We start from the raw sequence: 24,101 nt of genomic DNA, 5'->3' as shown, positions 1-24,101 counted from the left end.
TCAGGGGCGATACAAGAATTAAGGTAACCTTATGAAAATAGCGAATACGAAATTACTAGCTGGTGCTTTTATGACCCTAACTTTAACTATGCTTAGCCCTGCCGCACTTGCAAATGATAACAATGATATACGAAAGACTGTTGTAGTTAAGTTTGCTAAAAAAGCTTACTCTGCAAATTATTACGGAAGGATAGATGGATACAAGTATGATTCCTACAAATTTTATGCTAAAAAAGGGCAAAAGTTAAAAGTGAGGTTGACTGGAGGAAATGTTGAAACTTACTTATGGGGTAATCAATTAAAAGACTCCATCAATCTTGGAGAATATTCTCCAAAGCTTGATGATAATGGTATTTATATTTTACCTGCTTCAGGTGAGTATGAAATTAGAGTATTACAACCTAGATCACAGGCAAGAAAAGATAAAAAACCTCAATACTGGATGAGTATTAACATTAAATAAAGACTTGCTAGATTCGTTTAAACTTTTATACAAGGGTTCAAAAACTATTGCCAGTTAAACGGGGCGTGATTTTTACGTATATGCGTTTATGTTAGTAAAATGATGTAGTTTACTTGTTTAATACCCCGAGGAATAATTTAATCTTGCTGTGCGTTAGTCACGTTTCTTTCTTTCAGAAGTTGATTATATCTTTCAACGTAACCGTCGTGATATTCAAACTCTTTTGATAGGAATTTGATGGGAAGAATAGGCGAAACTTGTCTTAAATAATGGTAATTCCTTATCTTTAAAATAGAGAACGCCCGATGAAATTCATTAGGCGTTTAATTTAAATAAGTGTCAGCTTATTTTATAACTAGATGTACTTGACAATCACGATTCTTTTTCTAAATTGCCTTTAAAAAATCAATCTTGCTATTTTTGACTTTTCACACCATTTTGTTCAATTTGTACTGCGGCTTGCCAGCTAGGTAGTTGGCTTAAACCTGCTACATAACGTTGGATATGGGGATAATTTTCACCTTGTCCCATATGATAAACTAAAGCATGTAGTCCAAAGCCCATCATAAAGTCAGCACCGGTTAAACGGTCTGCCACTAGAAATTCTTTATCTTTTAAATATTCATTTAAATGGCCGAATACTTTATCGAACTCAACTTGAGTATAATTTTCTAGAAATACCAACTTCGTACCCTGCTTGGTTTCAATCGCATTAAACGTTTTTAATAAAAATGGCAGCATGGCAGAGCTTTCTGAGAAATGAATCCACTGTAGATAATCGACATAGGTAGGTTCATCCATATCTGGTGCTAAATGCGGCGCAAGTTTCTGAATTAATAACTCAACGATTGCGCCTGACTCTGCAATAACTTTGCCATCCCATTCCAATACTGGAGATTTCCCTAAAGGATGGATGTTTTTTAAAGATTCAGGGGCCAAATGCGTGCTTGAGTCACGATAATAGCTTTTCAGCTCATAGGGCTGCTTGATTTCTTCAAGTAACCACAAAATGCGAAAAGAACGTGATTGATCTAAATGATGTAGTGTAATCATAATATTCCTATTTTTTTAAATTTTTACAACCACTTTGCCAAAGTTTTTGCCTTTTAACATACCATTGAAAGCATTGATCGTGTTATCTAAACCTTGCACCATATGCTCTTTATATTTGATTTTTCTGTCTTTCAACCATTCAGACATTTGCTGATTGAATTCCGGATACTGATTGCCATAATCATCAAAAATAATAAAGCCTTGCATGCGAATACGCTTTCTTAAAAGAGTGGAAATAAAGCCAGGTAAACGGTCTGGCCCTTGTGCTTGCTCGGTAGCGTTATACTGCGAAACCACACCACACACCGGTACACGTGCCGCAGAGTTAAGCAATGGCCATACCGCATCAAACACTTTACCCCCTACATTCTCATAATAAATATCAATACCGTTGGGAACTGCTTGTTGTAATTGTTCTGCAAAATTTTCATCATGATAATTGATACAAGCATCGAAGCCGAGTTCTTGTACTGCATAATGGCATTTTTCAGCCCCACCTGCGACGCCAACCACGCGACAACCTTTAAGTTTGCCAATTTGTCCAACTGTAGCACCAACAGGTCCCGTTGCAGCTGCAACGACTAAAGTTTCACCGGCTTTAGGCTGACCAATGTCCAACAACCCCATATAAGCAGTAAAGCCAGGCATCCCCAAAATACCCAATGCCCAAGATGGATGTTCGGGTTGCATACCTAAGCTTTGACATGCAGTCCCATCAGAAATTGCGTAGCCCTGCCAACCATTTCCAGAAAGAACCCACTCGCCTTCTTTGAATTTTGGGTTTTTAGAGGCCATCACTTGACTGACTGTTCCACCGACCATCACTTCGCCAATTTCAACCGGTGCTGCATATGAGGGAGCATCACTCATGCGACCACGCATATAAGGATCGAGTGACAAGTAAATGGTTTTTAACAATATCTCGCCTTGTTTAAGTTCATTGAGCTCAACTTGCTCAATACGAAAATCGCTGTGTTTTGGCTCACCCACTGGCCGTTTAGCTAAAACGATGCGTTGATTAATAACTGTTTTCACACATATAACTCCATGTTTTATTTAAAAGTATTTCTCTTCATAATCAAAAATTATGATTAAAATTTCTTTACATCCATTGTAGATGAGTTATAATAAAAAACAATACGACTGGTCTATTTTTTTTACAATAGAGTAAATAATTAATATGAAGCCTACTCCTATTAAAAAGTCTGAAGCGAAGCGCTTACACATTCTTAACACCAGTTCAGACCTGATTTTGCATAAAGGTTTTACTGGCGTAGGATTACAGGAAATTTTACAGAGCTGTGAGATCCCCAAAGGCTCGTTTTATCATTATTTCCAATCCAAGGAAGCTTTCGGATGTGAATTGGTACAGCATTATGTGGATAATTACCAAGTCCGTTTAAATGATGTATGGCGTAGCGATAAATCCCCTTATCAAAAGCTGATTGAGTATTTTAATTTATGGATAGAAGATCCTGAAACACACTGTGGTTGGGCGAATAGCTGTTTAATTGTGAAACTTGCCGCAGAAGTTGCCGATCTATCTGAAGATATGCGTTCCATTATGTCCGCTGGCGTGGATGATGTAATCCAACGTATTGCTGGTTTAATTGATTTGGGAAAACAGGATCAGTCTATTCAAGCAAATACTGAGGCCTCGACGTTGGCACAAGTACTTTACCAAATGTGGTTAGGTGCAGCATTACTGAGTAAGTTGCAAAAAGATAAAACACCATTACATCAAGCTCTGAGAGCAACTAAATTTCTATTAAAAAGTGAAGATTGATAAAATTTAGATTAAATATCAATTACATAATTAATGACAGCAGCCCAATGATTAGTTATTAATGTGTTGCTATTAGATTAATTTACAATCCATGAGTATAGCGCACAATGAATTCTTCTCCTAAAGCCCTCATGACTCGTATTTTAGTCGGATATTTAGGCTTATATCCCACACTATTACTGGTACTCACTTTATTAAAGCCAATTACTCAGCATCAAAGTTTCCCGATGATGGTGTTGATTGAAGTCATAGTATTAGTGCCAGTAACGCAACTGATTTCTTTCCCACTGGCAGGTTGGCTCATTACACAGCTAAAAATTTTTAAGAATTTGTTTTAATAAGAATTTATGCTGGCAACAGCAATCCTAAGTCCTTATTTTGCCAACCACAAAGGTTGGCAAAATAACTCACTTAGTCAATATTAATCTGCGTAAGCTGGATAATCAATATAGCCTTTTTCCGTCCCACCATACATAGTGCTTGCATCTACTGCATTCAATGGCCAGCCATTGGCGATGCGATCGGGTAAATCTGGATTCGCAATAAATGGGCGTCCAAATGCAATTAAATCGGCCAGCCCTGCCTTTAAAATTCGAGTCCCTCTTTCTGCCGTATATCGACCTGCATAAATAATCCGACCACTGAAAGTGTCTCTGACATCTTTACGAAAATTATGAGGAAGTTCTGGTGCATGATCCCAATCAGCTTCTGCAATCGATAAATAGGCAATCCCAACTTCTTCAAGTATTTTTATGGCTTCAATATAAGTCACATGTGGATCATCTTCAACCAACCCCATATAAACACGATCTTCCTCTGTACTTTCAAATAGCGGGGCAAAACGCACTCCTAAACGATCTGCACCAACCACCTCAGCAACTGCCTGTACTACTTCACGTAAAAAACGCAAACGATTGTTTAGTGATCCACCATATTCATCTTCACGGTGGTTACTATGTGCAGAGATAAATTGATTTACCAAATAACCATTTGCACAATGAATTTCAACCCCATCAAAACCAGCAGCCAATGCATTACGCGCTGCTTGAGCATAGAGTTGCACTAATTCTTTAACTTCTGCATTGCTTAAAGCACGTGGCATTGAAGGATCAGCCAAGGCCCCTGCATTGGGCCCGGTTTCAATAAAGACTTTAACATTACTATCAGCCCTAATAGCCGAGGGCGCGACCGGTGATGCGTGATCGGGTTGCAAAGATGTATGTGAAACACGCCCAACATGCCAAAGTTGTGCAAAAATAATGCCTCCTTTAGCATGCACTGCTTCCGTCACTTTACGCCATCCAGCAATCTGTTCAGGGCTGTAAATACCGGGAGTCCAAGCATAGCCTTGACCACGTGGCTCGATTTGCGTACCTTCGGTCACCATAAATCCTGCCCCGGCACGCTGTTGATAATAGGTTGCCATCAGTTCATTTGGAATATTCCCTGGCTGAGTACTACGCGACCGCGTTAATGGTGGCAATACAATACGGTTTTGCAAAACATAAGGGCCTAAGCTTAAGTTTTGAAAAAGTTTGCTGTCTTTCATTTCATTGAATCCAAGTCATCATGGCTTAATTGATCTAAATTAAAAAAAATAACCTTCCTTCCTGTATATAGAAAAATAAAGGAAGGAAAGCTATTCACTCAGGCCCTTCACCATTAAGTGAGGGTTATTTTGCTTATTGCGCCAGTTGCTCAGAGTCAGAAGTTTATTCACTGCTAAGCACCACAACAGAGACTAGCTACTCTTTATTTCAACAATTGAAGTAATGCTGTAGCGGTTGCAGCAGAAGATGCTGGATTTTGTCCAGTAACCAGCAAGCCATCTACTTGAACATATACTTGCCAATCATCCACTTTAGAATAATGACCACCGTTTTCTTTAAGCATGTCTTCGACTAAAAATGGTACAATTTCAGTCAAACCTACAGCGGCCTCCTCAGTATTGGTGAAACCAGTCACTAATTTACCGCTAACTAAAGGCGCTCCATTACTCGCTTTCACATGTCGAAAAACACCCGGGGCATGACACACTGCTGCAACAGGTTTGCCAGACTGAATCGCCTGTTCAATCACAGAAATTGAAATCGGATCTTCTGCTAAATCCCACAATGGGCCATGCCCGCCTGGATAAAACACTGCATCATAATCAGCTACAGAAATTTCGCTAAGTTTATGCGTCTGTGCCAATGCTTGCATTGCAGTTGGATCAGCTTCAAAACGATGAGTGGTTTCAGTTTGCGCATCGGCCAAATTACTTTTCGGATCTAGTGGTGGCTGCCCACCTTGAGGCGACGCCAGCGTAACTTCAGCACCAGAGTCAATAAAGGTGTAATACGGTGCAGCAAGTTCTTCTAGCCAGAAACCTGTTTTCTTACCAGTATTGCCAAGTTGATCATGTGAGGTTAAAACGATTAAAATTTTCATGTTATTTCTCCGATATTTTTCAGGATTGAGGAGCATTGTTGCATGATCACTTGTCGTGTAACGTGACCATGACAGATACGCTTATTTAGATACTCGTCTCGAGAATTTGGCGACTGATCTCTAATGAAACAGTTTTATGTTCGCCTAGCTGTGTAAGATTGTGTGATTTAAGTTGCGTAATGATGATCTCAATATCTGTCTCCCCCAGTCCATAATCGCTAAGACGAGTCGGCAATCCAAGTTGCTCAAAGAAGGCTCGAGTACGAGCAATAGCAGTATCAATACGTTGTTCTTCATCACCTTCGACAATCTGCCAGACTCGAGCTGCATACTGTAGTAATTTTTCTCGCTTCTCTTGACGACGCACTTGTAGATTGGCCGGCAACACAATGGCCAAGGTACGAGCATGATCAATACCATGTAAAGCCGTGAGCTCATGCCCAATCAAATGAGTTGACCAATCTTGTGGTACACCAGCTCCAATTAGCCCATTCAGTGCCATGCTAGCAGCCCACATCAAATTCGCACGCGTGTCATAATCTGCTGAATCTTCCAAGATTTTCGGTCCAATCTCAATCAGAGTTTGCAATAGACCTTCGGCAAAACGATCTTGTACTTGTGCATTGACAGGGTAAGTTAAGTACTGTTCCATGACATGAACAAATGCATCGACCACGCCATTTGCTAATTGGCGCGTCGGCAAGCTAAAAGTTTTATTCGGATCCAGTACGGAAAATTGCGGAAAAACATAGGGGCTGTTAAATGACAATTTGGCTTGGGTCGATTTTCTGGTTACTACCCCACCGCTATTCATTTCTGAACCAGTTGCCGGAAGGGTGAGTACACTCGCAAAAGGCAAAGCTTGAGTAATTTTAGTACCATGGGTTTCTAAAATCTCCCATGTATCCCCTGTATAATTGACTGCTGCTGCAATAAATTTAGTACCATCAATTACCGATCCGCCACCGACAGCCATCAAGAAATCTATCTTTTGTTCTCGAATCAGCTCTACAGCTTTCATGAGGGTTTCATAACTCGGATTCGGCTCAATTCCGCCAAATTCATGAATTTCTCTTGCACCTAATGCTTCACGCACCTCAGCTAAAGTACCATTCTTACGTGCACTTTCACCACCAAACAACATTAATACTTTTGCTTCTGTAGGCACATAGTCATTGATTTTAGCTATTGTATCGCCACCAAAAATAATGCGAGTCGGATTATAAAAGTTAAAATTCAACATATTTTTATCCTAGGATGATCAGCTAATTGATTTGAAAAACCACCGTTATTCATCAAATAAACTTTAAAAAAATTGGACAACACTGCGGCTTTTGACTGCACTATGTGCTAACTATACACAAAAATAGACCAGTCGTCTATTTTTATAAAAATTATTTCAGCTTGCCGACCTTAGTGATGGTTAAACACATTCAGGCTTGTTCTATACCACTTTTATTATTGATGTATTTTCACGAGCGATTGTTGAATGGAAGGTATCAACACGCATGACTACTGACATGGTCGTGAACGCATTGGCTAAAGCAGTGAATGGCTCATACAAAATAGCAATGATTAAATATTTTAAAAGCAGATTGGCACGGTTTAGCAGATGTACAAATGCGACAGTAAATTAGATAGATTGGTTCAATATAAAGCGTGTAAATAGTTGCATTTGTTTATTTACCCTGTTTTGGATATTGACCCTTGTAAATGATGAGATTAAGCCATTAAATAAAGTAGCCCAACTTGAATAGAAAGCCTCTGACAAACATCATAGGGTTGAAGTGCTGCCTTACATTCAAAATTTCAGACAGCACCCTCATACATTTAAGCATCGGTTTAAGCTGGTAGTTTACTCGCCAAAACATCTACTTTTTCAATAGACGGTGGCTCTGAAAATAGCTCTTCGGCCTGAGCCATCAACGCAGCTGCAACCTTGCCAGATAAATGCGCTTGGCGACCCGCCTCATCAGGAAATGCATCAAAAATACCAAATGTTGTAGGTCCAAGACGTAGGCCAAACCACGCAACTGTCGCAGGTTCTTCCATTACAATAGGTAAACCGGCTTTAAGAAAAGCTTCCACTTCGTCTTCTTTACCCGGTTTAGCTTCAAGACGGACATATAAAGCTGTTTTAAGCATGACTAAAACTCCATAATTGATTAGAATTCAAACTGATTCTGACATTGCTAATGTATGCATGTCAGAAAGTTTTGTTGTATAAAAGTTAGAAAAAATTCCCATAGCTGAGCCAAAATTTAGGTTTTTATTTCGACATAATGCTATGAATTTATTCAAGTTAATATCATTAACATTTGAATCAAAAAATCAAGATATGAGATGATTAAATTCAATCTTATTTATATAAGGATCAATTGACTCTACCTTAGCTTTATAAGCTGACCTCTTCATCTGGAAATTATATTGCTCAAGAAGCATTCAAGAACAATATTGTACATCCTCATATCTATGAAAGTTATTTAGCTAGGAATTTGCTGTGAAACTCTATATGTTTCTCTATAAAGCTCGCAATGAAGTAATAGCTATGGTCATACCCTTCTCTTAGGTTAAGTGTAAGAGGATATTCTTGTTCCAAACAAATATCACTAAGAAGCTTAGGCCTTAACTGTTCTTCAAGAAAATCATCAGCTGTTCCTTGATCGACTAAAATAGGTAAATGAACTTCAGCGTTTTTGATTAATTCAATCGCATCATAGCTTTTCCATAAAGTTTCGGTTTCACCTAGGTAGTGTGTAAAAGCCTTTTTCCCCCAAGGTACTTGGCTAGGTGCAACAATTGGTGCAAAAGCAGAAATACTTTTATACAGCTCAGGATTTTTTAATCCAATTACTAATGCACCATGACCACCCATGCTATGACCCATAATACTTTGGACTTGATTGGTCGGAAAATTCAGGTCAATCAGATTTCTGAGCTCTTCCACAATATAATCATACATTTTGAAATGCTGCGACCAGGGTGCTTGTGTTGCATTCACATAGAATCCTGCGCCTTGGCCTAAATCATAATCTGCATGATCTGGTACATCCTCTCCACGTGGGCTGGTATCTGGTGCAACAATAATGACTTTATGTTCAGCCGCATACTTTTGTGCTCCGGCTTTAGTAATAAAGTTCTGTTCGTTGCAAGTCAATCCTGATAACCAATATAACACTGGCAACCGCTCATCTTTGTCATGAGGTGGCAGATATATTGAGAATTTCATTGAACAGTTTAATGCTATTGACTGATGGCGATACACTTCTTGCGATCCACCAAAAGAAGCATGCTTCTCAATTATTTCCATAATCAATTACCTATGTTGAGCAAGACTTCATGAGAAATCAAGTAAACAAAGAGTCTTACATTCTCCACAGAGAATAGTGATAAAGATTTAAAATGTAGGCAGGTTTATTGAACCTATACACGATGCCTACACAGATAGATCTGTTTTACAGATGATGTGCCGTTTTAGAGGATTCCATGCATGTCATTCATGATGCACATGCATGGAAAAGTATAAGGTCTGACGCAATTATTCGTAATGAATTACAGTACGAATTGACTTACCTTCATGCATTAGATCAAAGGCTTCATTGATCTGATCCAAGCCCATCGTATGTGTCACAAATGGTTCTAATTGAATTTTACCTTTCATGGCATCTTCAACCATTCCTGGAAGTTGCGTACGACCTTTTACACCACCAAAGGCAGAACCTAGCCATTTACGACCAGTAACCAGTTGGAATGGACGGGTAGAGATTTCCTGACCTGCGCCAGCTACACCAATAATTACGGATTGTCCCCAGCCACGGTGTGCACTTTCAAGGGCTGCACGCATCACATTCACGTTACCAATACATTCAAATGAATGATCTACACCCCAGCCAGTCATTTCGACAATTACTTGCTGGATTGGTTTATCGTAATCTTTAGGGTTCAAGAAGTCCGTTGCACCAAACTCTTTTGCCAGCGCAAATTTATCTGGATTCATGTCAACCACAATAATACGCCCTGCTTTAGCTTGACGTGCGGCTTGTACGACTGCCAAACCAATACCACCTAAACCAAAGACCGCAACACTATCACCTTCTTGTACTTTAGCCGTGTTATGTACTGCACCGATACCCGTTGTTACCCCACAACCCAGTAAGCAGACATGTTCGTGATTGGCTTCAGGATTGATTTTAGCCAATGATACTTCTGCCACTACAGTGTATTCACTGAACGTTGAGCAGCCCATATAGTGGTAAATCGGTTGACCGTTGTAGGAAAAACGAGTGGTACCATCTGGCATTACGCCTCTACCTTGAGTTTCGCGAACGGAAATACACAAGTTCGATTTTCCAGATTTACAGAATACGCACTCGCCACATTCAGCAGTGTAAAGTGGAATTACATGATCACCTGGTTTGACGCTAGTCACGCCTTCACCAACCTCAACTACAACACCAGCACCTTCATGCCCGAGAATAGCGGGAAAAACACCTTCAGGATCATCGCCAGATAAAGTAAATGCGTCTGTATGACACACACCGGTATGGGAGATCTTGATTAATACTTCACCTTTCTTCGGTGGTGCAACATCAACTTCAACAATTTGAAGAGGTTGACCAGGACCAAACGCAACAGCAGCACGTGACTTCATGGAATAATTCCTTATACAGATCTATTTTAAATATGATTTTAAAATCTTGGCGATTTCAGCCAATTCTTCTTTTCGTTGTTGTTCTGTGGTTTCACCTGATACTAAAGTGTCCTTTAAATGAACCTCCAACATTTCATTCATTAAACCATTAATAGCACCGCGCACAGAGCATATTTGTTGCAGAATTGCACCACATTCCACATTGTCTTCTAACGCTTTTTCAATCGCTTGCGTCTGACCTTTGATCTTTCTGACGCGTAGAAGAATCTTTTTTTTGTCTTCAACCTGATTAGGCATCAGACCTCCTTATTTGCTAGTGTTAATACTATAGTACCCTATAGTATAAAAAAGAACAATATTTTTTTATAAATCGAAAAGGCTTTGTACGAGATGACCAAAAACGGGCAGTTGGCTTGGTGAACCGTAATTTTAGTGCTGATCATCCTGACCCTTGCGAAGCAGTGCTTTTTGTATGTCAGGTCGCAGACTTCAGCTATATTCAAACAAATTCAGGCTAGGTCTATACCGCCCTTATTATTGATGTGTTCTCACGCGCAATTGTTGGATGGAAAGTATCAACACGGATGAATAGAGATATGGTGCTTGATGCACTGGAGCAAGTATTACGTGACCGATGTATGCCAAAGAATGTAATTCATGATTTAAATAGAGGTGTGCAATATCTTTCTATTCGTTTTCCTGTTAGAGGCAGCAAATTTAGGAGCATCAGTCGGTACAACTGGTGATTCCTATGATAATGCTTTGGCTGAAACGGTGAATGGCTTATACAAAACTGAGGTGATTGACTATTGAAAAGCAGATGTACAACTTGCGATATTAAATTGGGTAGATTGGTTCAATAAAAAGCGTGTACACAGTGCATTGGTTATGTATCGCCTTTTGATTTTGAAACAAAGTATTATGATAAAATTAACCCGTTAGTTCAGGTGGCCCAACTTAAATAAAAAGTCTCCTACAAACCCAGTACGGTTCACTCTGCTATCAAAGGCTTTATGCAACAAAGCCTCATGGAAATAAAGACAAAAGTGACTTTTAAATCTGAAAAAATCAAAATTGTGGTCTCAAAATTGCTTTATAAAAATATTGAAAAAAGTGAAGAACATTAAATTTATGTTACAAAACTCTAAGCGTATTGGTTTTTTATTACTCGATAACTTTTCAATGATTGCTTTCTCAAACATGGTTGAAGTCTTGCGTATGGCTAATTATGTTACAGAAGACAATTTATACCAATGGAATGTAACGGGTTTAGATGGTCATCATAGCTGCGCAAGCAATGGTCTTCAAATACAACATACCTGTGTTTGGTCACATTTACTGAACATGGATATAGTTTTTATTTGTGGTGGTTTTCAACTTTATAAAAATATGACAGTACGCTTAAAGAATTTTTTATATAGGTTGGATCAACAAAAAATTGCTTTAGGTGGTTTATGTACAGGCGCTTATGTATTAGCGAAAGCCAATCTACTAAATGGCTTTCGTGCTAGCCTTCATTGGGAAAATACCTTAGCGGCACAAGAAGAGTTTCCATTAGTACAGTTTACCCCACATATTTTTACCATTGATGCGAACCGTTTTACCTGTTCTGGTGGGCTTGCAGCGATTGATTTAGGCTTGGCACTTGTTGAAATACACTATCCAAATATTGCTAAAAGAATCTGTGAGCAATTTATTGTTCATCAAGTGCGTGAGAGCAATGAAATTCAACATCAACCTATTGCTGAACATAAGAAAAAACTTGATTTTCAGATTCAAGAAGTATTGCGCTTAATGGAAAATAATATTAATGAGCCTTTAACTATTGCTGAAATTGCACAGCATGTAAAAATTCAACCGCGTACTTTAGAGCGCTTGTTTAAAATGAATCTACAATTGGCTCCAAAAGAATATTATTTAAAACTAAGACTCACCTATGCACAGAATCTACTTAAACAGTCTACGTTAAACATTTCAAATATTGCTTTGGCATGTGGTTTTTGTAATGTATCTAGTTTTACTAAAGCCTATAAAGCTTTTTTTAACTATTCCCCCAAATTTGAACGTAACATTCTGGATTTTGCTCATTAGTGTTTTTTAGTCTTGTCGGTTTTTGACAACTTTTTGACGCTTTTAGCAAAAATCCCTATTCATATTCTGCATAAGCTTAGCTCATTGATTACATTACATTGATCTAGGAAAATATATGAATACTTTAGTAAATAATTTTGTTGCTTCACAACTACCATCATTATTAACCATTGAAAATGGTGAAAAAGTTTCTGCAACATTTTCATTATCTGAGTATCAAAATAGACAGAGCAAGTTACGCCAACTAATGGAAGAGCTAGAAATTGATCATATTCTATTTAGTTCAATCCATAACATTAACTATTATGCAGACTTTATTTATTGTTCATTTGGGCGCTTCTACGGTCTGGTGGTTAGCCCAGAAAAAGTGGTGACAATTTCAGCAAATATTGATGCTGGGCAACCTTGGCGTCGTACGATTGGCGACTATAACGTAGTTTATACTGACTGGCAGCGTGATAACTATTTTAAAGCGGTTACACAAGAAATTCCAAATAAAGGCCGTGTAGGAATTGAGTTTGATCATTTACCTTTAGAACGTTTAAACAAGTTAAAAGCAGTTTTACCGAATGTGCAGTTTGTGGATATTAGTGCCGCATGCATGAAGCTACGCATGATTAAATCTGCTGAAGAAATTGCACATATCACCCAAGGTGCTGCAGTATGTGATATTGGTGGTTTTGCAGTGACTGCAGCAATTCGTGAAGGTGTGCCAGAGCATGAAGTGGCTTTAGCCTCTACTCAATCCATGGTACGTGAAATTGCCAAACGTTTTCCAAACTCTGAACTCATGGATACGTGGACTTGGTTTCAATCAGGCATTAATACGGATGGTGCACATAATCCTGTTACAACCCGCCAAGTCCGAAAAGGTGATATTTTAAGTTTAAACTGCTTTTCTATGATTGCTGGCTATTATACAGCTTTAGAGCGTACACAGTTCTTTGATCACTGTGATGATGCTTCATTACGAATTTGGGAGGCGAATGTCAAGGTGCATGAAGCTGGCTTAAAACTCATTCGCCCAGGTGCACGTTGCAGTGATATTGCTAAAGAGTTAAATGAAATTTTCTATGAAGAAGGTTTATTGCAGTACCGCACATTTGGTTATGGACATTCCTTTGGTGTGTTATCACATTATTACGGTCGTGAAGCCGGTTTAGAATTACGTGAAGATATTGATACGGTGATAGAACCAGGCATGGTGATTTCAATGGAACCTATGATTATGATTCCGCAAGGAATGGCTGGGGCTGGTGGTTACCGTGAACATGATATCTTGGTCGTTACAGAATCAGGAAATGAAAATATTACCAAATTCCCATATGGTCCAGAACATAACATTATCAAATAAAAGATTTTAAATAGGCACTCTGAAAATGAGTGCCTATTTAATTAGGAGTAAATAGAATGAAAAACAATCATCAAATAGAGCAAAAAAATACTCTAAGACGTGTTGCTAGCGCCAGCTTTATTGGTAATTTTGTGGAGTGGTTTGATTATGCTGCATATGGTTTTTTGGCAACAGTTATTGCAGTGGTTTTTTTCCCGAAAAGTGACCCTTTAACCGCATTAATGGCTACATATGCGATCTTTGCAATTTCATTTATTTTTCGTCCATTAGGCGGTATTTTTTGGGGGCATGTTGGGGATAAATTTGGTCGAAAAAATGCACTATCGTGGTCGATTATATTAATGACACTGGCTACGGTATGTATTGCACTGTTACCAAGTTATCAAAGTATCGGTATTTTTGCACCGATTATGTTATTAATATTCCGGATGATCCAAGGCTTCTCCGCTTCAGGTGAATATGCTGGTGCAGCAAATTTTCTTGCAGAATACGCCCCTAAGGGAAAAAGAGGACTTTATACCAGTTTAGTTCCTGCAAGTACTGCAACGGGTTTACTACTCGGCTCTTTAATGGCAGCGGCGATGTTCGCTTTCATGTCAGAGGCGTTTTTACACGAATATGGTTGGAGAATTCCATTTTTATTGGCAGCACCATTAGGTTTAATCGGGTATTATATCCGTGTAAAGTTAGAAGAAACCCCAGAGTTTTTAGAACATCAAAAAAATAGCAACAAAGAAAATTTTCCAATCAAAGCCTTATTTACTCAGTATCAACCAGCACTTTTTAAAGCATTTGCAGTTGCATCTTTAAATGCCACCGCCTTCTATCTTATTTTTAGTTATATGCCAAATTATTTAGCTACAGAGTTAGGTGTAAATAAATCCCAAGCCTTTATATCAGGGTCAATTTCATTGCTATTTTATATTGCTGTAGTTTTTGTGATGGGCAAATATTCAGATCGAATTGGACGTAAGAAAATGTTGCTTTGGGCAGGTCTAAGCTTTATAGCACTGACTGTACCCTTGTTCTACTTACTTTCAACTGCCAGTTTTATTGAAATGGTGATCATTCAGCTCATGTTCTGCACATTATTAGCAATGAACGATGGGAGCTTACCTGCATATTTAACAGAACAATTCCCTATACAAGTGCGCTATACCGGTTTTGCCTTTAGTTTTAATACTGCTAATGCACTGTTAGGTGGAACAGTTCCTTTCGTTGCAACTTGGTTAATTCAACAAACAGCTAATACCTTAGCACCTAGTATCTTATTAGTTATAGTTGCAATTTTTGCAAGTATGGCTTTATTAGAGAGGAAATCACATCATTTAATCAATGCTAAGGCTTAAAAGGAATAGGTTATGCTTTTAAATGCTCTCCCTACATTCAATAGAAATATATCGACTTTAATTGGTCTTACAGCTGTCATATTTTGGAGTACAAATGTAGGCTTAATGCGTAGTGTCAGTGAGAGCTTTGGAGCTGTAGCTGGTGCTGCTCTAATTTACAGTGTCGCATCCATGATTTTAGTTTTCATGGTTGGTATGCCTAAGTTTTCTACCATCCCAAAATCCTATTTATGGTGGGGAAGCCTTTTATTTGTTGCTTATGAATTATGTTTTGCCCTTTCTATTGGCTATGCGCAAAACAGTAGACAAGCAATCGAAGTCGGCATGATTAATTATCTATGGCCAACATTTACTCTACTATTCGCAATTATTTTTAACAACGTTAAGGCCAATATTTTAATTATTCCTGGCTGCATATTCGCTTTAGTTGGAATTTGTTGGGTATTAGGAGGAGATACTGGATTTGATTTTTTTCAGATATTTACTAATTTAAAAGCTAATCCTCTTAGTTATGGTTTAGCTTTTGCTGCTGCTATTTTGTGGGCTGCATATTGTTCTGTGACAGTAAAAACATCTCAGGGTAAAAATCTAGTCACTATATTTTTTGCCTTGACTGGAGTTGTACTATGGATCAAATACCTTCTCATGAGTGGGTCAGCTCTTAATTTTACTTATGACAATACAGTCACTCTGATTATGGCAGCTGGTGCTTTAGGTTTGGGATATGGTGCTTGGAATATTGGAATTATTTCAGGGAACATGACGTTAATGGCTGGAGCTTCTTATTTTATTCCCGTGCTATCAGCTTTGTTTGCGGCATTAATTCTAAGTACGTCCTTATCTTTTATCTTTTGGCAAGGTGTTGCAATGGTGACAGCAGGAGCAGTTTTGTGTTGGTTAGCGACTCGAAAGAAACAAATTATTTAGAGTTATACTAAAATTAACATACTAGACTTTAAGCGAAGTCAAGATATTGAAACTGTTTATCTATTAGGGCGTGTCCTCATTTGAAAAATTGATTTTAAAGATTTAAAAGAATGATTTAACCTCTTTTTATTTGTATATTTCTCAATGGCACGAACTCTACTCACCGATGATATTTGACAACAAATCCAGTCTACGATGCAATTTCATGGTTGTTATTGTTCAAAGAACGGTAGAAATATCATGGAAGCCATCTTATGGAAATTATGTACAGATGCAACATGGCGTGATATTCCTGAAGAATTTTGTCCTTGGAAAACAGCATATAACCGCTTTAATCGTTGGGCGAGTAAGGGCTTGTGGGGTAAATTTTTTTAAACTACGAGGCGTATTGGATCAAGAATGAGTATTCATTGAGGGAAGCTACATATGCGCGCATCAGCATGCAAGTGGAGCTCGGCACGGTTTCAAGCGAGCAATTGGACGGTCTAGAGGTGAAAGAACCACAAAAATTCATCTTGCAACCGACGCGAATGGATTGCCGATTGATTTTAAAATCACTAGAGGTGAACTCCATGACAGCCAAGTTGCGGAGTAGTTGATTGGTGAGGCAGATTATCTGATTGCAGATAAAGGTTATGATTCGGAAAAAATTAGGACGTTGCCAAGAAAGCAAAATATTGTGCCGATCATCCCAATGAAATCAAATAGTAAGAGAGAAAATAAAGAATTTGATCGGTATTAATATCGTTTAAGTCATCTAGTTGAAAATGCCTTTGCGAGATTAAAACATTTCCGAGCGATAGCGACCCGATTTGATAAGCTTGCACGAAATTATCAGTCTATGATTTACATTGCTTGCATGTTAATTTGGTGCAAAGCCAAATGAGGACATGCCCTAGACATCAGACCTCCTTATTTTTTAGTTTTTATACTATAGTGCCCCATAGTATAAAAAGCAATACTTTTTATAAATCGAAAAATCAAAAAGGTCTTTAGCGAAAATTTTCTGTCTCTATTTTTAATTTTTTTAAATAAACATAGTAGAGCTTATACAAAAGTCACAAAAAAATGGGAGCTTTAGCTCCCATTTTTTTATTTTGGCTCATGTTCTTTGTAATGCTGTGACCTTTTAGAATTATGTTTCCAACTTTTAGCCACTTTGTAGATATTTTGAACGTATCACACCTTAAAAATACTACCGATAGTTTAGATTAAAAATGCCTTTACAGACTGTACTAGATTATTTTTAGTGAGCGGATGATATTTATTATTCATTATTTAGGAATTATTAAATCCTATAAATATCATTTATTGGATTATTTTACTTTGGTACTGTGCATATCAACCCCCAGTTATGAATAAGGAACAACTATGAATAAGATGATGAGTGCTCTTATCCTAGAAAATTTTGGTGATCATGAATTTACACGTGTAGAACTCCCTATACCTCAACCAGAGGCTGGGCAAGTTCTAGTACGTATTCATGCTAGTGGTGTAAACCCTATTGATTATAAAATTCGTCTTGGTGAAGCACCATATGCTATGCCAGAGCTTCCTGCCGTGTTGGGAACAGATATGGCTGGGGTTGTAACTGCTATTGGTGAAGGTGTCACTCACTTCAACGTCGGAGATGAAGTTTACGGTCTGATTGGTGGCGTTCGTAATCTTCAAGGATCTTTAGCAGAATATATTGTAGCAGATGCTGATCTGATCGCATTAAAGCCACGGAATATCTCTATGCGCGAGGCAGCAGTACTACCATTGACGTTCCTCACCGCTTGGGAAGGTTTAGTGGATAATGCTAAGGTTCAACCAGGGCAAACTGTACTGGTTCAGGGTGGTGCTGGTGGCGTTGGTTATATGGTTGTTCAGCTTGCAAAAGCACTTGATGCAAATGTTTGGGCGACTGGTCGTACAGCTGATCAATCGCTGATTTCAGAACTCGGTGCAACACCTCTCGATTACACAACAGCATCTTCCGATGACATTATTGCTGCAAGCCCTGAGGGTCAAGGCTTTAACATTGTTTACGACACTGTGGGTGGTCCAGTACTCGAAGCCTCACTTTCCATGACAACTCACTATGGCCACATTACCAGCTGTGCTGCATTTGGTAATCATAATTTAGCGAGTTCATCTCTACGATGTGCCACACTGTCTGGCGTATTCGTCCTATTGCCGATGTTAACAGGCAATCGCCGTTCTCATCATGGTGATGTCCTTAAGATCGCTACCCGTCTCGTTGAGGAAGGTAAACTGTGTCCTATTGTTGATCCTCGTCATTTTACTCTAGACCAAGCGATTGAGGCTCATGATGCTGTTCAAGATCGCTCTGCCAATATTAAGGTCGTTATTGATGTCATTTAACGCACTTCAGGCCAAGACTTGGCGCTTCAATTGTATTGGAGATACAGATGTTCTGACATTAGAAACACTTCCTGTTGCTTTACCAGCCGCAGGAGAAGTTCTAATACAGATGAAAACGATCGGACTCAACCGGGCTGATGTAATGTTTCGGCGTGGTACTTATATTCAAAAGGCAGTATTCCCTTCTCGTCTGGGATATGAGGGAGCAGGCATAGTTCTTGCGATAGGTGAAGGTGTACGCCAATTTTCTCCAGGAGATGCAGTATCGATTCTTCCGACTGACAATCTAGCCAAATATGGGACATATACGGACAAGCTTCTGATTCCAGAAACTTTTTTAGTTCACAAACCTGATAGTTTAAGCTGGGAAGAAGCTTCTTCAATCTGGATGCAGTATTTGACGGCTTGGGGTGGTGTAATCCATGCTGGTGGAGTTTCGAAAGGAAAAACGATCTTGATCACAGCAGCTTCAAGTAGCGTAGGACTAGCTGCGATACAGATAGCTGAAGCAGCGGATGCTAAGGTCATTGCAAGTACACAGACGATAGAGAAAAAGCAACGTTTACTGGATCTCGGTGTTAAAAATGTTATAGCCCGTGAAGATGAACCAGATTTGTATGAGGCGCTTGTTTTACGTTTAGGTGGAGAACATCTTGATGTCGCCTTCGATGCTGTGGGAGGGCCACATATTGAACAGATTGCAAAAGCGATGTCTGTGGGAGGAACTATGGTTATGCATGGTGCACTTAGCCCGGAGATCACACCATTTCCCCTTAAAGTTGCATTACGCAAAAGCTTAACCATGCGAGGTTTTTTATTCCTTGAGGTTCTCCATGACCCTGTTCTAAGGGAGCAAGCCAGACGATTTATTCTTAGCAGTATAGGTGCAGGATATCTTCGTCCAGTGATCGACTGTTGCTTTAACTTTGAGGACATGCATGACGCTCAGCGCTATCTTGAATCAAATCAGCAAATAGGAAAAATTGTAGTTACTCTAAATACATGATGGTCTTATCTGATTTCTACTTTCTAAAAAAAAGGTTAGTTACATCTGATTCAAGTTTCTATATGGCCCAGCACTTCCGCTAAGTAATCAAACAATGCTCGGATTCGCAAAGGTGTCGGGCCCCGCTGTGGACGATATAAATACAGGCGCCAAACGGGAGAGTTTTCCTCATGAAGTATCTGAATGAGCTTACCACTCCTAAGCCACGGCAAAACTAGAAATCCAGGCATGTGTCCGAATCCGACTCCAGCGAGAATAGCTTGAAATTCAGCTTCTAGATCATCTGTAATAAAACGGGGCTTTGATGGCGTAAAGCTTCGACTTTCGGTGAATGTCCATGGCCAGTAACGCCCTGTTTTATGATCGACTAGTGCTGTTAGAGGGTATTTATCAAGATCAATAATTTTTTTGGGCATTCCAACCTTATCAATTAACTCTGGCGTACCCACAGAATAAAAGTTCACTTTAGCCAATTCCTTTGCCACATATCGATTGTCCGGCAAAAATCCAAATCTGATCCCGATATCTATCCGCTCATCGATCACATCCGAGTGTGAATCTGTTAGCACACAATCAACGACAATATCTGGATAACGTGTGGCAAATTCTGCTAGTGCAGGTATTACCAATTTACGCCCTAACACAGACGACACAGTAAGACGGACAGTCCCACGCATTTCATCTCGTTTTTCCTTGGTGTCTTTTACAAGCAAAGCATCGATTGATCCCACCGCAAAACGTGCTTGCTTTGCCAGACGCTCACCATCAGCGGTAATTTTAATTTGTCGAGTACTCCTGTAGAACAGAATCTCTCCGCGCTGCTCTTCTAGCTCTTTTATTGCCCGTGTCACTACCTGTGGGGAAATACCTAGCTGAGTTGCTGCCTCCTTAAAATTTCGAGACTCTGCTGCGACACAAAAGATACGCATCATTTCCAATTTGTTCTGCATGTCCAATCCTGTGTTATGGTAATTATTCCGTAAATAGGAATTCTGAAAGATAATATTATTCATTTATTATACCTGACAAGGCTGTAATACTTAACCCATCAAATATGATTGACAGATAGGTTGAAGGTTACTTATATGAATAATATAGAAAATAAAGTTATTGTTATCACTGGTGCAAGTAGTGGTTTAGGTGAAGCTACTGCTCGCTTACTTGCTAAAAAAGGTGCAAAGGTTGTACTTGGTGCTAGACGTACTGAAAAATTACAGGCTATTGTTCACGACATTCGTGCTGAAGGTGGTCAAGCTGAATTTATTGGTATGGATATAACCAAACCACATGAAGTACAAGCACTTATTGAAAAGGCATTAAGCGCATTTGGTCAAATCGATGTATTGGTAAACAATGCTGGATTAATGTCTATTGCACCATTAAGTGAGCTAAAAGTTGATGAATGGGATCGTATGATCGACATTAATATTAAAGGTGTTCTTTATGGTATAGCAGCTACACTGCCTGTTTTCCAAAAACAAAACTTTGGACACTTTATTAATCTCGCATCTGTTGCAGGGTTAAAAGTATTTAGTCCAGGAGGTACTGTTTATAGCGGTACTAAGTTTGCTGTAAGAGCCATCTCTGAAGGCCTTCGTCATGAAGTTGGGGGAACAATTAGAACGACTACTATTGAGCCTGGTGCAATTGAGTCAGAACTAAAATTTGGTTCTTCTCATAAAGAAAGTTCAGAGTTTGTTACTGATTTCTACAAACAAGCCATACCAGCTGACTCAGTCGCTCGAGCAATTGCTTATGCAATTGAACAGCCTGCGGATGTAGATATTAATGAAATTGTTTTGCGCCCAACGAGCCAAGAGTTTTAATTATTGAATAACATAAAATGGGAGTACTTCGCTCCCATTTTTACTATATTTTTTTAAAGTTGAGGACAAATCTATGAAAGCCGTATCGTATGTTATAAATAACCATGATGATTTTAAAAATTCATTGGTAGATATTGAAAAAGCGAAGCCTACGCTTAAGGAACGTGATGTACTGGTAAAAGTTCAGGCAATCTCTGTGAATCCAGTTGATACTAAAGTGAGAAAAAATTCGTCTGAAGCAAATAATCGTATTTTAGGTTGGGATGCCGTTGGGGAAATTATCGAAGTTGGCTCAAAAGTTACCTCGTTTAAAGTAGGAGATTCTGTTTGGTATGCTGGCAATTTAACCCGAGATGGTAGTAATGCTGAGTTTCAAGCAGTCGATGAACGAATTATCAGTCTTAAACCAATTACAGTATCTAATGCAGAAGCAGCAGCATTGCCATTAACTGCAATAACGGCATGGGAAATGCTGTTTGATCGGTTTCAAATTTCAGAAACAGAAGTTGGCAGTATTTTAATTATTGGTGGTGCAGGCGGTGTAGGTTCAATTGCTATCCAACTCCTAAAAGCAAAAACAAATCTGAGCGTTATAGCAACAGCTTCACGTGAAGAAACGAAATCTTGGGTGGAATCACTTGGTGCCGACCATGTCATTGATCATAGCAAAGATTTAAATGTACAAATCGAGACACTAGGCATTGAAAAACCAAAATATGTATTCTCTACAAATCATACAGAAACGTATATCAAGCAAATAGTTTCTCTGATTGCACCACAAGCCAAGCTTGGATTGATCGATGATCCACAAGCATTTGATATTATGCCGTTTAAGACTAAATCTATTTCTATCCATTGGGAGTTGATGTTCACCCGTTCAATGTATGAAACCGATGATATTGAAAAGCAAGGTAATCTATTGCAACAGGTTGCCCAATTAGTTGACCAGCAAAAAATTAGAAGTACCCTCAACCAAAATCTAGGAAAAATTAACGCTGCAAACTTGGAGAAGGCGCATAAGTTGCTTGAATCAGGCAAGTCAAAAGGCAAAATTGTACTAGAAAACTTCTAAAACAAATTCAAGGTGAAATAATGACTATTTCAATAATTGCGAACTTTAAGGCAAAATCAGATCAAAAAGAGACGTTAGAAGCGCTTTTAAAAAGTGTAATAGAGCTTACGCTTCAAGAAGAAGGATGCTTGAAATATGAGCTTTATATTAGCGAAAATGACTCGAGTAGATATTTCTTCTTAGAAGAATGGCGTAGCAGGGAGGATTTAGATATCCATATAGCCTCTGATTATATTCAAAGTTTATTTGGTAATATCCAATCGCTAATTGAATCAAGTGATATTATAGAAATCAAAAAAATATAGCTGTATTCGGACATTATGATGAAGTATTCTTCAAATTAACATAGAGACTTAGAAAGCTAACATAAAAATTGTAGCTATAAGCTCCTGTTTTTTAATATTTTTTTAATTTTTTAGTAGTAACCTAGGCTTCAACAAATTATGCCCCTAAGGGGAGCCACCAATACCCTGCATTTTGACAACAATGTCATCGTTTAGAGGCAGGAAATTTACGAGCATCTGATATGTGCTGAATTAGCAGGAGACTTTCACTTGGGATATGCTAGGCAGCTAACCGATAAAAGTTCTCTGCTATTTGATTTGGCGTTTTAAAATCCAAACTCTTTTGAATTCTTCGCTGATTATAAAATAACACAATGTATTTTGTAATATCTGCTTTAGCTTCATCTCTGGTTTTATAGTTGCAATGATGCACTAATTCATTCTTGAGTATGCCCCAGAAACTTTCAATCGGTGCATTATCGTAACAGTCCCCACGTTTGCTCATTGAACCTTGAAAATCACATTTTTCCAGTATCTTTCGATATTCATGGCTGCAATATTGGCTGCCTCTGTCCGAATGAACAATTAAGCCTTTCGTTGGTTTTTGATTACGAATCGCCATAGTCAGTGCATTGCAAACAAGTTGTGCGGTCATACGCTCATTTAAGCTATAGCCAACCACTTGTTTCGTGTACAGGTCTTTTACTGCTGCCAAGTATAACCAACCTTCAGCAGTCCAAATGTATGTAATATCGCTTGACCATGCAAGATTGGGCTTAGTCATTGAAAACTGTTGCTCTAGTAAATTTGCGTAGATCGCTCGATTATGATCACTCTTCGTAGTTCTTTTGAAACGCTTATGACGCTTACAATACAGCTGGTTGAGCTTTTTTATTTGACGTACAGCATACGTACTGATTTTGATACCTTGCGCTTGTAAATGCTTAGTTAATCGAATATAGCCATAGCTTTGTTTAGTTTCCTCATGAGCTATTTTGACCAAAATTGTCTGTTGATTTCGCTGAACCAATCTTTTATTCATGCCTCGTTTTAGCCAATCATAAAATCGTGACACTGAAACGTGAAGTAATCTAGCCATAAAGCTAATCGGGAATAAATATCTTTGCTGTTTCATATAGGCGTACCTTACTGACTTTCTTTCGCAAAGTACGCTGCTGCCTTTTTTAGAAATTCACGTTCCATTTCAGCTGTTTTGAGCTGTTGTTTGAGCTTTTTATTTTCTTCGAGTAAGGCATTTAGATCAGGTGAATATTGTTTAGTGCCTGCTAAGGTGCCAGTCTTTGCTTTATTATTCCAATTTGAAAGAGTTTGCATTGAAATGCCAAGTTGTCTGGCTGTTTCCGATACATTGCCTTGATTGGCTTCAATCAATTTTATTGCTTCAACTTTAAATTCTGCGGTGTAAGTCTTCTGTTTCTTGC

23 protein-coding genes and 3 pseudogenes are annotated in these 24,101 nt (G+C 38.6%); 15 read left to right on the top strand and 11 right to left on the bottom strand.

Annotated elements, in window-relative coordinates:
- The first annotated feature begins 31 nt into the window (after positions 1 to 31).
- The gene (locus ACINWC141_RS14975; protein WP_000684953.1) at positions 32 to 463 is read left to right on the top strand and encodes a PPC domain-containing protein; all 432 of its coding nucleotides are present in this window, start codon (positions 32 to 34) and stop codon (positions 461 to 463) included.
- 414 nt (positions 464 to 877) lie between these two features.
- Here ACINWC141_RS14975 and ACINWC141_RS14970 read toward each other — a convergent pair whose 3' ends face one another.
- Together ACINWC141_RS14970 and curA are read right to left on the bottom strand one after the other, a co-directional pair.
- Positions 878 to 1,516, bottom strand: coding sequence for a glutathione S-transferase family protein (locus ACINWC141_RS14970; protein ID WP_000631290.1), 639 nt, complete (start codon positions 1,514 to 1,516; stop codon positions 878 to 880).
- Between the two features lie 15 nt (positions 1,517 to 1,531).
- On the bottom strand, positions 1,532 to 2,551 hold the full coding sequence (curA, locus tag ACINWC141_RS14965; protein WP_000859510.1) for an NADPH-dependent curcumin/dihydrocurcumin reductase: 1,020 nt from the start codon (positions 2,549 to 2,551) through the stop codon (positions 1,532 to 1,534).
- 145 nt (positions 2,552 to 2,696) lie between these two features.
- Between curA and ACINWC141_RS14960 the strand changes: the two genes are divergently transcribed.
- Both ACINWC141_RS14960 and ACINWC141_RS14955 read left to right on the top strand, forming a co-directional pair.
- Positions 2,697 to 3,302 carry a TetR/AcrR family transcriptional regulator gene (locus ACINWC141_RS14960; protein WP_000805351.1) on the top strand — a complete coding sequence of 202 codons (606 nt, stop codon included), beginning with the start codon at positions 2,697 to 2,699 and terminating at the stop codon, positions 3,300 to 3,302.
- 107 nt (positions 3,303 to 3,409) lie between these two features.
- A complete protein-coding gene (locus tag ACINWC141_RS14955) occupies positions 3,410 to 3,640 on the top strand; it encodes a hypothetical protein (RefSeq protein WP_001088959.1) in 231 nt (76 codons plus the stop codon).
- Between the two features lie 83 nt (positions 3,641 to 3,723).
- Here the strand turns inward: ACINWC141_RS14955 and ACINWC141_RS14950 are convergent, their stop codons facing one another.
- The 3 genes from ACINWC141_RS14950 to ACINWC141_RS14940 all read right to left on the bottom strand — a co-directional run bounded on the left by ACINWC141_RS14950 (position 3,724) and on the right by ACINWC141_RS14940 (position 6,975).
- A complete protein-coding gene (locus ACINWC141_RS14950) occupies positions 3,724 to 4,851 on the bottom strand; it encodes an alkene reductase (protein WP_000655283.1) in 1,128 nt (375 codons plus the stop codon).
- 203 nt (positions 4,852 to 5,054) lie between these two features.
- Positions 5,055 to 5,732: a type 1 glutamine amidotransferase domain-containing protein gene (locus tag ACINWC141_RS14945; RefSeq protein ID WP_000697979.1), complete on the bottom strand. Its 678-nt coding sequence runs from the start codon at positions 5,730 to 5,732 to the stop codon at positions 5,055 to 5,057.
- Between the two features lie 85 nt (positions 5,733 to 5,817).
- Entirely contained in the window at positions 5,818 to 6,975 is a 1,158-nt protein-coding gene (locus ACINWC141_RS14940) for an iron-containing alcohol dehydrogenase (protein ID WP_000931663.1), read from the bottom strand.
- A gap of 184 nt (positions 6,976 to 7,159) precedes the next feature.
- On the opposite strand from ACINWC141_RS14940, the pseudogene ACINWC141_RS20715 reads away from it, so the two are divergent.
- Positions 7,160 to 7,489, top strand: a pseudogene (locus ACINWC141_RS20715) (IS3 family transposase); the annotation flags it as partial.
- A gap of 85 nt (positions 7,490 to 7,574) precedes the next feature.
- Here ACINWC141_RS20715 and ACINWC141_RS14935 read toward each other — a convergent pair.
- The 4 genes from ACINWC141_RS14935 to ACINWC141_RS14920 form a co-directional block, all read right to left on the bottom strand.
- Entirely contained in the window at positions 7,575 to 7,877 is a 303-nt protein-coding gene (locus tag ACINWC141_RS14935) for a putative quinol monooxygenase (protein ID WP_000920558.1), read from the bottom strand.
- A 334-nt stretch (positions 7,878 to 8,211) separates the two neighbouring features.
- Positions 8,212 to 9,042 carry an S-formylglutathione hydrolase gene (fghA, locus tag ACINWC141_RS14930; protein WP_000402510.1) on the bottom strand — a complete coding sequence of 277 codons (831 nt, stop codon included), beginning with the start codon at positions 9,040 to 9,042 and terminating at the stop codon, positions 8,212 to 8,214.
- Positions 9,043 to 9,270: 228 nt separating this feature from the next.
- Entirely contained in the window at positions 9,271 to 10,383 is a 1,113-nt protein-coding gene (locus ACINWC141_RS14925; protein WP_000842149.1) for an S-(hydroxymethyl)glutathione dehydrogenase/class III alcohol dehydrogenase, read from the bottom strand.
- 21 nt (positions 10,384 to 10,404) lie between these two features.
- Complete coding sequence (locus tag ACINWC141_RS14920) at positions 10,405 to 10,680, bottom strand: metal/formaldehyde-sensitive transcriptional repressor (RefSeq protein ID WP_001133624.1); 276 nt, start codon at positions 10,678 to 10,680, stop codon at positions 10,405 to 10,407.
- Between the two features lie 89 nt (positions 10,681 to 10,769).
- On the opposite strand from ACINWC141_RS14920, the pseudogene ACINWC141_RS19800 reads away from it, so the two are divergent.
- From ACINWC141_RS19800 to ACINWC141_RS14890, 8 genes and pseudogenes are all read left to right on the top strand, one after another.
- Positions 10,770 to 11,348, top strand: a pseudogene (locus ACINWC141_RS19800) (DDE-type integrase/transposase/recombinase); the annotation flags it as partial.
- A gap of 166 nt (positions 11,349 to 11,514) precedes the next feature.
- Entirely contained in the window at positions 11,515 to 12,474 is a 960-nt protein-coding gene (locus ACINWC141_RS14915; protein WP_000941154.1) for a GlxA family transcriptional regulator, read from the top strand.
- 115 nt (positions 12,475 to 12,589) lie between these two features.
- Positions 12,590 to 13,828, top strand: coding sequence for a M24 family metallopeptidase (locus ACINWC141_RS14910; RefSeq protein ID WP_001094923.1), 1,239 nt, complete (start codon positions 12,590 to 12,592; stop codon positions 13,826 to 13,828).
- A gap of 56 nt (positions 13,829 to 13,884) precedes the next feature.
- Entirely contained in the window at positions 13,885 to 15,177 is a 1,293-nt protein-coding gene (locus ACINWC141_RS14905) for an MFS transporter (protein WP_000794339.1), read from the top strand.
- Between the two features lie 12 nt (positions 15,178 to 15,189).
- Positions 15,190 to 16,104 (top strand): aromatic amino acid DMT transporter YddG, encoded by a 915-nt coding sequence (yddG, locus tag ACINWC141_RS14900; protein ID WP_000925802.1) that lies wholly within the window; start codon positions 15,190 to 15,192, stop codon positions 16,102 to 16,104.
- Between the two features lie 195 nt (positions 16,105 to 16,299).
- Positions 16,300 to 16,990: pseudogene (locus ACINWC141_RS20140) on the top strand (IS5 family transposase).
- A gap of 485 nt (positions 16,991 to 17,475) precedes the next feature.
- Positions 17,476 to 18,471, top strand: a complete 996-nt coding sequence (locus ACINWC141_RS14895) for a zinc-dependent alcohol dehydrogenase family protein (protein WP_001038516.1) — start codon at positions 17,476 to 17,478, stop codon at positions 18,469 to 18,471.
- Entirely contained in the window at positions 18,461 to 19,477 is a 1,017-nt protein-coding gene (locus ACINWC141_RS14890) for a zinc-dependent alcohol dehydrogenase family protein (protein WP_000009381.1), read from the top strand. The genes ACINWC141_RS14895 and ACINWC141_RS14890 overlap by 11 nt, the downstream gene beginning before the upstream one ends.
- Before the next feature lie 50 nt (positions 19,478 to 19,527).
- On the opposite strand, the gene ACINWC141_RS14885 is transcribed toward ACINWC141_RS14890, so the two are convergent.
- Positions 19,528 to 20,427 carry a LysR family transcriptional regulator gene (locus ACINWC141_RS14885; RefSeq protein WP_001180108.1) on the bottom strand — a complete coding sequence of 300 codons (900 nt, stop codon included), beginning with the start codon at positions 20,425 to 20,427 and terminating at the stop codon, positions 19,528 to 19,530.
- A 135-nt stretch (positions 20,428 to 20,562) separates the two neighbouring features.
- Here ACINWC141_RS14885 and ACINWC141_RS14880 point away from each other — a divergent pair, with 135 nt between their 5' ends.
- From ACINWC141_RS14880 to ACINWC141_RS14870, 3 genes are all read left to right on the top strand, one after another.
- Positions 20,563 to 21,303: an SDR family oxidoreductase gene (locus ACINWC141_RS14880; protein WP_001059480.1), complete on the top strand. Its 741-nt coding sequence runs from the start codon at positions 20,563 to 20,565 to the stop codon at positions 21,301 to 21,303.
- Positions 21,304 to 21,376: 73 nt separating this feature from the next.
- A complete protein-coding gene (locus ACINWC141_RS14875; RefSeq protein WP_002120211.1) occupies positions 21,377 to 22,375 on the top strand; it encodes a zinc-binding alcohol dehydrogenase family protein in 999 nt (332 codons plus the stop codon).
- A gap of 20 nt (positions 22,376 to 22,395) precedes the next feature.
- Positions 22,396 to 22,680 carry a putative quinol monooxygenase gene (locus ACINWC141_RS14870; protein WP_000155817.1) on the top strand — a complete coding sequence of 95 codons (285 nt, stop codon included), beginning with the start codon at positions 22,396 to 22,398 and terminating at the stop codon, positions 22,678 to 22,680.
- A gap of 259 nt (positions 22,681 to 22,939) precedes the next feature.
- Here ACINWC141_RS14870 and ACINWC141_RS14865 read toward each other — a convergent pair.
- A protein-coding gene (locus tag ACINWC141_RS14865) for an IS3-like element ISAba21 family transposase (protein WP_155757902.1) occupies positions 22,940 to 24,101 on the bottom strand; the annotation gives its coding sequence in 2 pieces (ribosomal slippage) (positions 22,940 to 23,847 and positions 23,847 to 24,101; 1,163 coding nt annotated over the 2 pieces). This gene is flagged as partial in the annotation.

Source organism: Acinetobacter sp. WC-141, assembly GCF_000313935.1.
Taxonomy (GTDB): Bacteria; Pseudomonadota; Gammaproteobacteria; order Pseudomonadales; family Moraxellaceae; genus Acinetobacter.
Note: the sequence above shows the minus strand (reverse complement) of the source record. Positions and strands in the feature narration are given on the sequence as shown.

Excerpts from the sequence above, each read along its gene's own strand:
- ACINWC141_RS14975 (WP_000684953.1), top strand. The coding sequence starts at position 32 with ATGAAAATAGCGAATACGAAATTACTAGCTGGTGCTTTTATGACCCTA.
- ACINWC141_RS14970 (WP_000631290.1), bottom strand. The coding sequence starts at position 1,516 with ATGATTACACTACATCATTTAGATCAATCACGTTCTTTTCGCATTTTG.
- ACINWC141_RS14960 (WP_000805351.1), top strand. The coding sequence starts at position 2,697 with ATGAAGCCTACTCCTATTAAAAAGTCTGAAGCGAAGCGCTTACACATT.
- ACINWC141_RS14955 (WP_001088959.1), top strand. The coding sequence starts at position 3,410 with ATGAATTCTTCTCCTAAAGCCCTCATGACTCGTATTTTAGTCGGATAT.
- ACINWC141_RS14950 (WP_000655283.1), bottom strand. The coding sequence starts at position 4,851 with ATGAAAGACAGCAAACTTTTTCAAAACTTAAGCTTAGGCCCTTATGTT.
- ACINWC141_RS14945 (WP_000697979.1), bottom strand. The coding sequence starts at position 5,732 with ATGAAAATTTTAATCGTTTTAACCTCACATGATCAACTTGGCAATACT.
- ACINWC141_RS14940 (WP_000931663.1), bottom strand. The coding sequence starts at position 6,975 with ATGTTGAATTTTAACTTTTATAATCCGACTCGCATTATTTTTGGTGGC.
- ACINWC141_RS14935 (WP_000920558.1), bottom strand. The coding sequence starts at position 7,877 with ATGCTTAAAACAGCTTTATATGTCCGTCTTGAAGCTAAACCGGGTAAA.
- fghA (WP_000402510.1), bottom strand. The coding sequence starts at position 9,042 with ATGGAAATAATTGAGAAGCATGCTTCTTTTGGTGGATCGCAAGAAGTG.
- ACINWC141_RS14925 (WP_000842149.1), bottom strand. The coding sequence starts at position 10,383 with ATGAAGTCACGTGCTGCTGTTGCGTTTGGTCCTGGTCAACCTCTTCAA.
- ACINWC141_RS14920 (WP_001133624.1), bottom strand. The coding sequence starts at position 10,680 with ATGCCTAATCAGGTTGAAGACAAAAAAAAGATTCTTCTACGCGTCAGA.
- ACINWC141_RS14915 (WP_000941154.1), top strand. The coding sequence starts at position 11,515 with ATGTTACAAAACTCTAAGCGTATTGGTTTTTTATTACTCGATAACTTT.
- ACINWC141_RS14910 (WP_001094923.1), top strand. The coding sequence starts at position 12,590 with ATGAATACTTTAGTAAATAATTTTGTTGCTTCACAACTACCATCATTA.
- ACINWC141_RS14905 (WP_000794339.1), top strand. The coding sequence starts at position 13,885 with ATGAAAAACAATCATCAAATAGAGCAAAAAAATACTCTAAGACGTGTT.
- yddG (WP_000925802.1), top strand. The coding sequence starts at position 15,190 with ATGCTTTTAAATGCTCTCCCTACATTCAATAGAAATATATCGACTTTA.
- ACINWC141_RS14895 (WP_001038516.1), top strand. The coding sequence starts at position 17,476 with ATGAATAAGATGATGAGTGCTCTTATCCTAGAAAATTTTGGTGATCAT.
- ACINWC141_RS14890 (WP_000009381.1), top strand. The coding sequence starts at position 18,461 with ATGTCATTTAACGCACTTCAGGCCAAGACTTGGCGCTTCAATTGTATT.
- ACINWC141_RS14885 (WP_001180108.1), bottom strand. The coding sequence starts at position 20,427 with ATGCAGAACAAATTGGAAATGATGCGTATCTTTTGTGTCGCAGCAGAG.
- ACINWC141_RS14880 (WP_001059480.1), top strand. The coding sequence starts at position 20,563 with ATGAATAATATAGAAAATAAAGTTATTGTTATCACTGGTGCAAGTAGT.
- ACINWC141_RS14875 (WP_002120211.1), top strand. The coding sequence starts at position 21,377 with ATGAAAGCCGTATCGTATGTTATAAATAACCATGATGATTTTAAAAAT.
- ACINWC141_RS14870 (WP_000155817.1), top strand. The coding sequence starts at position 22,396 with ATGACTATTTCAATAATTGCGAACTTTAAGGCAAAATCAGATCAAAAA.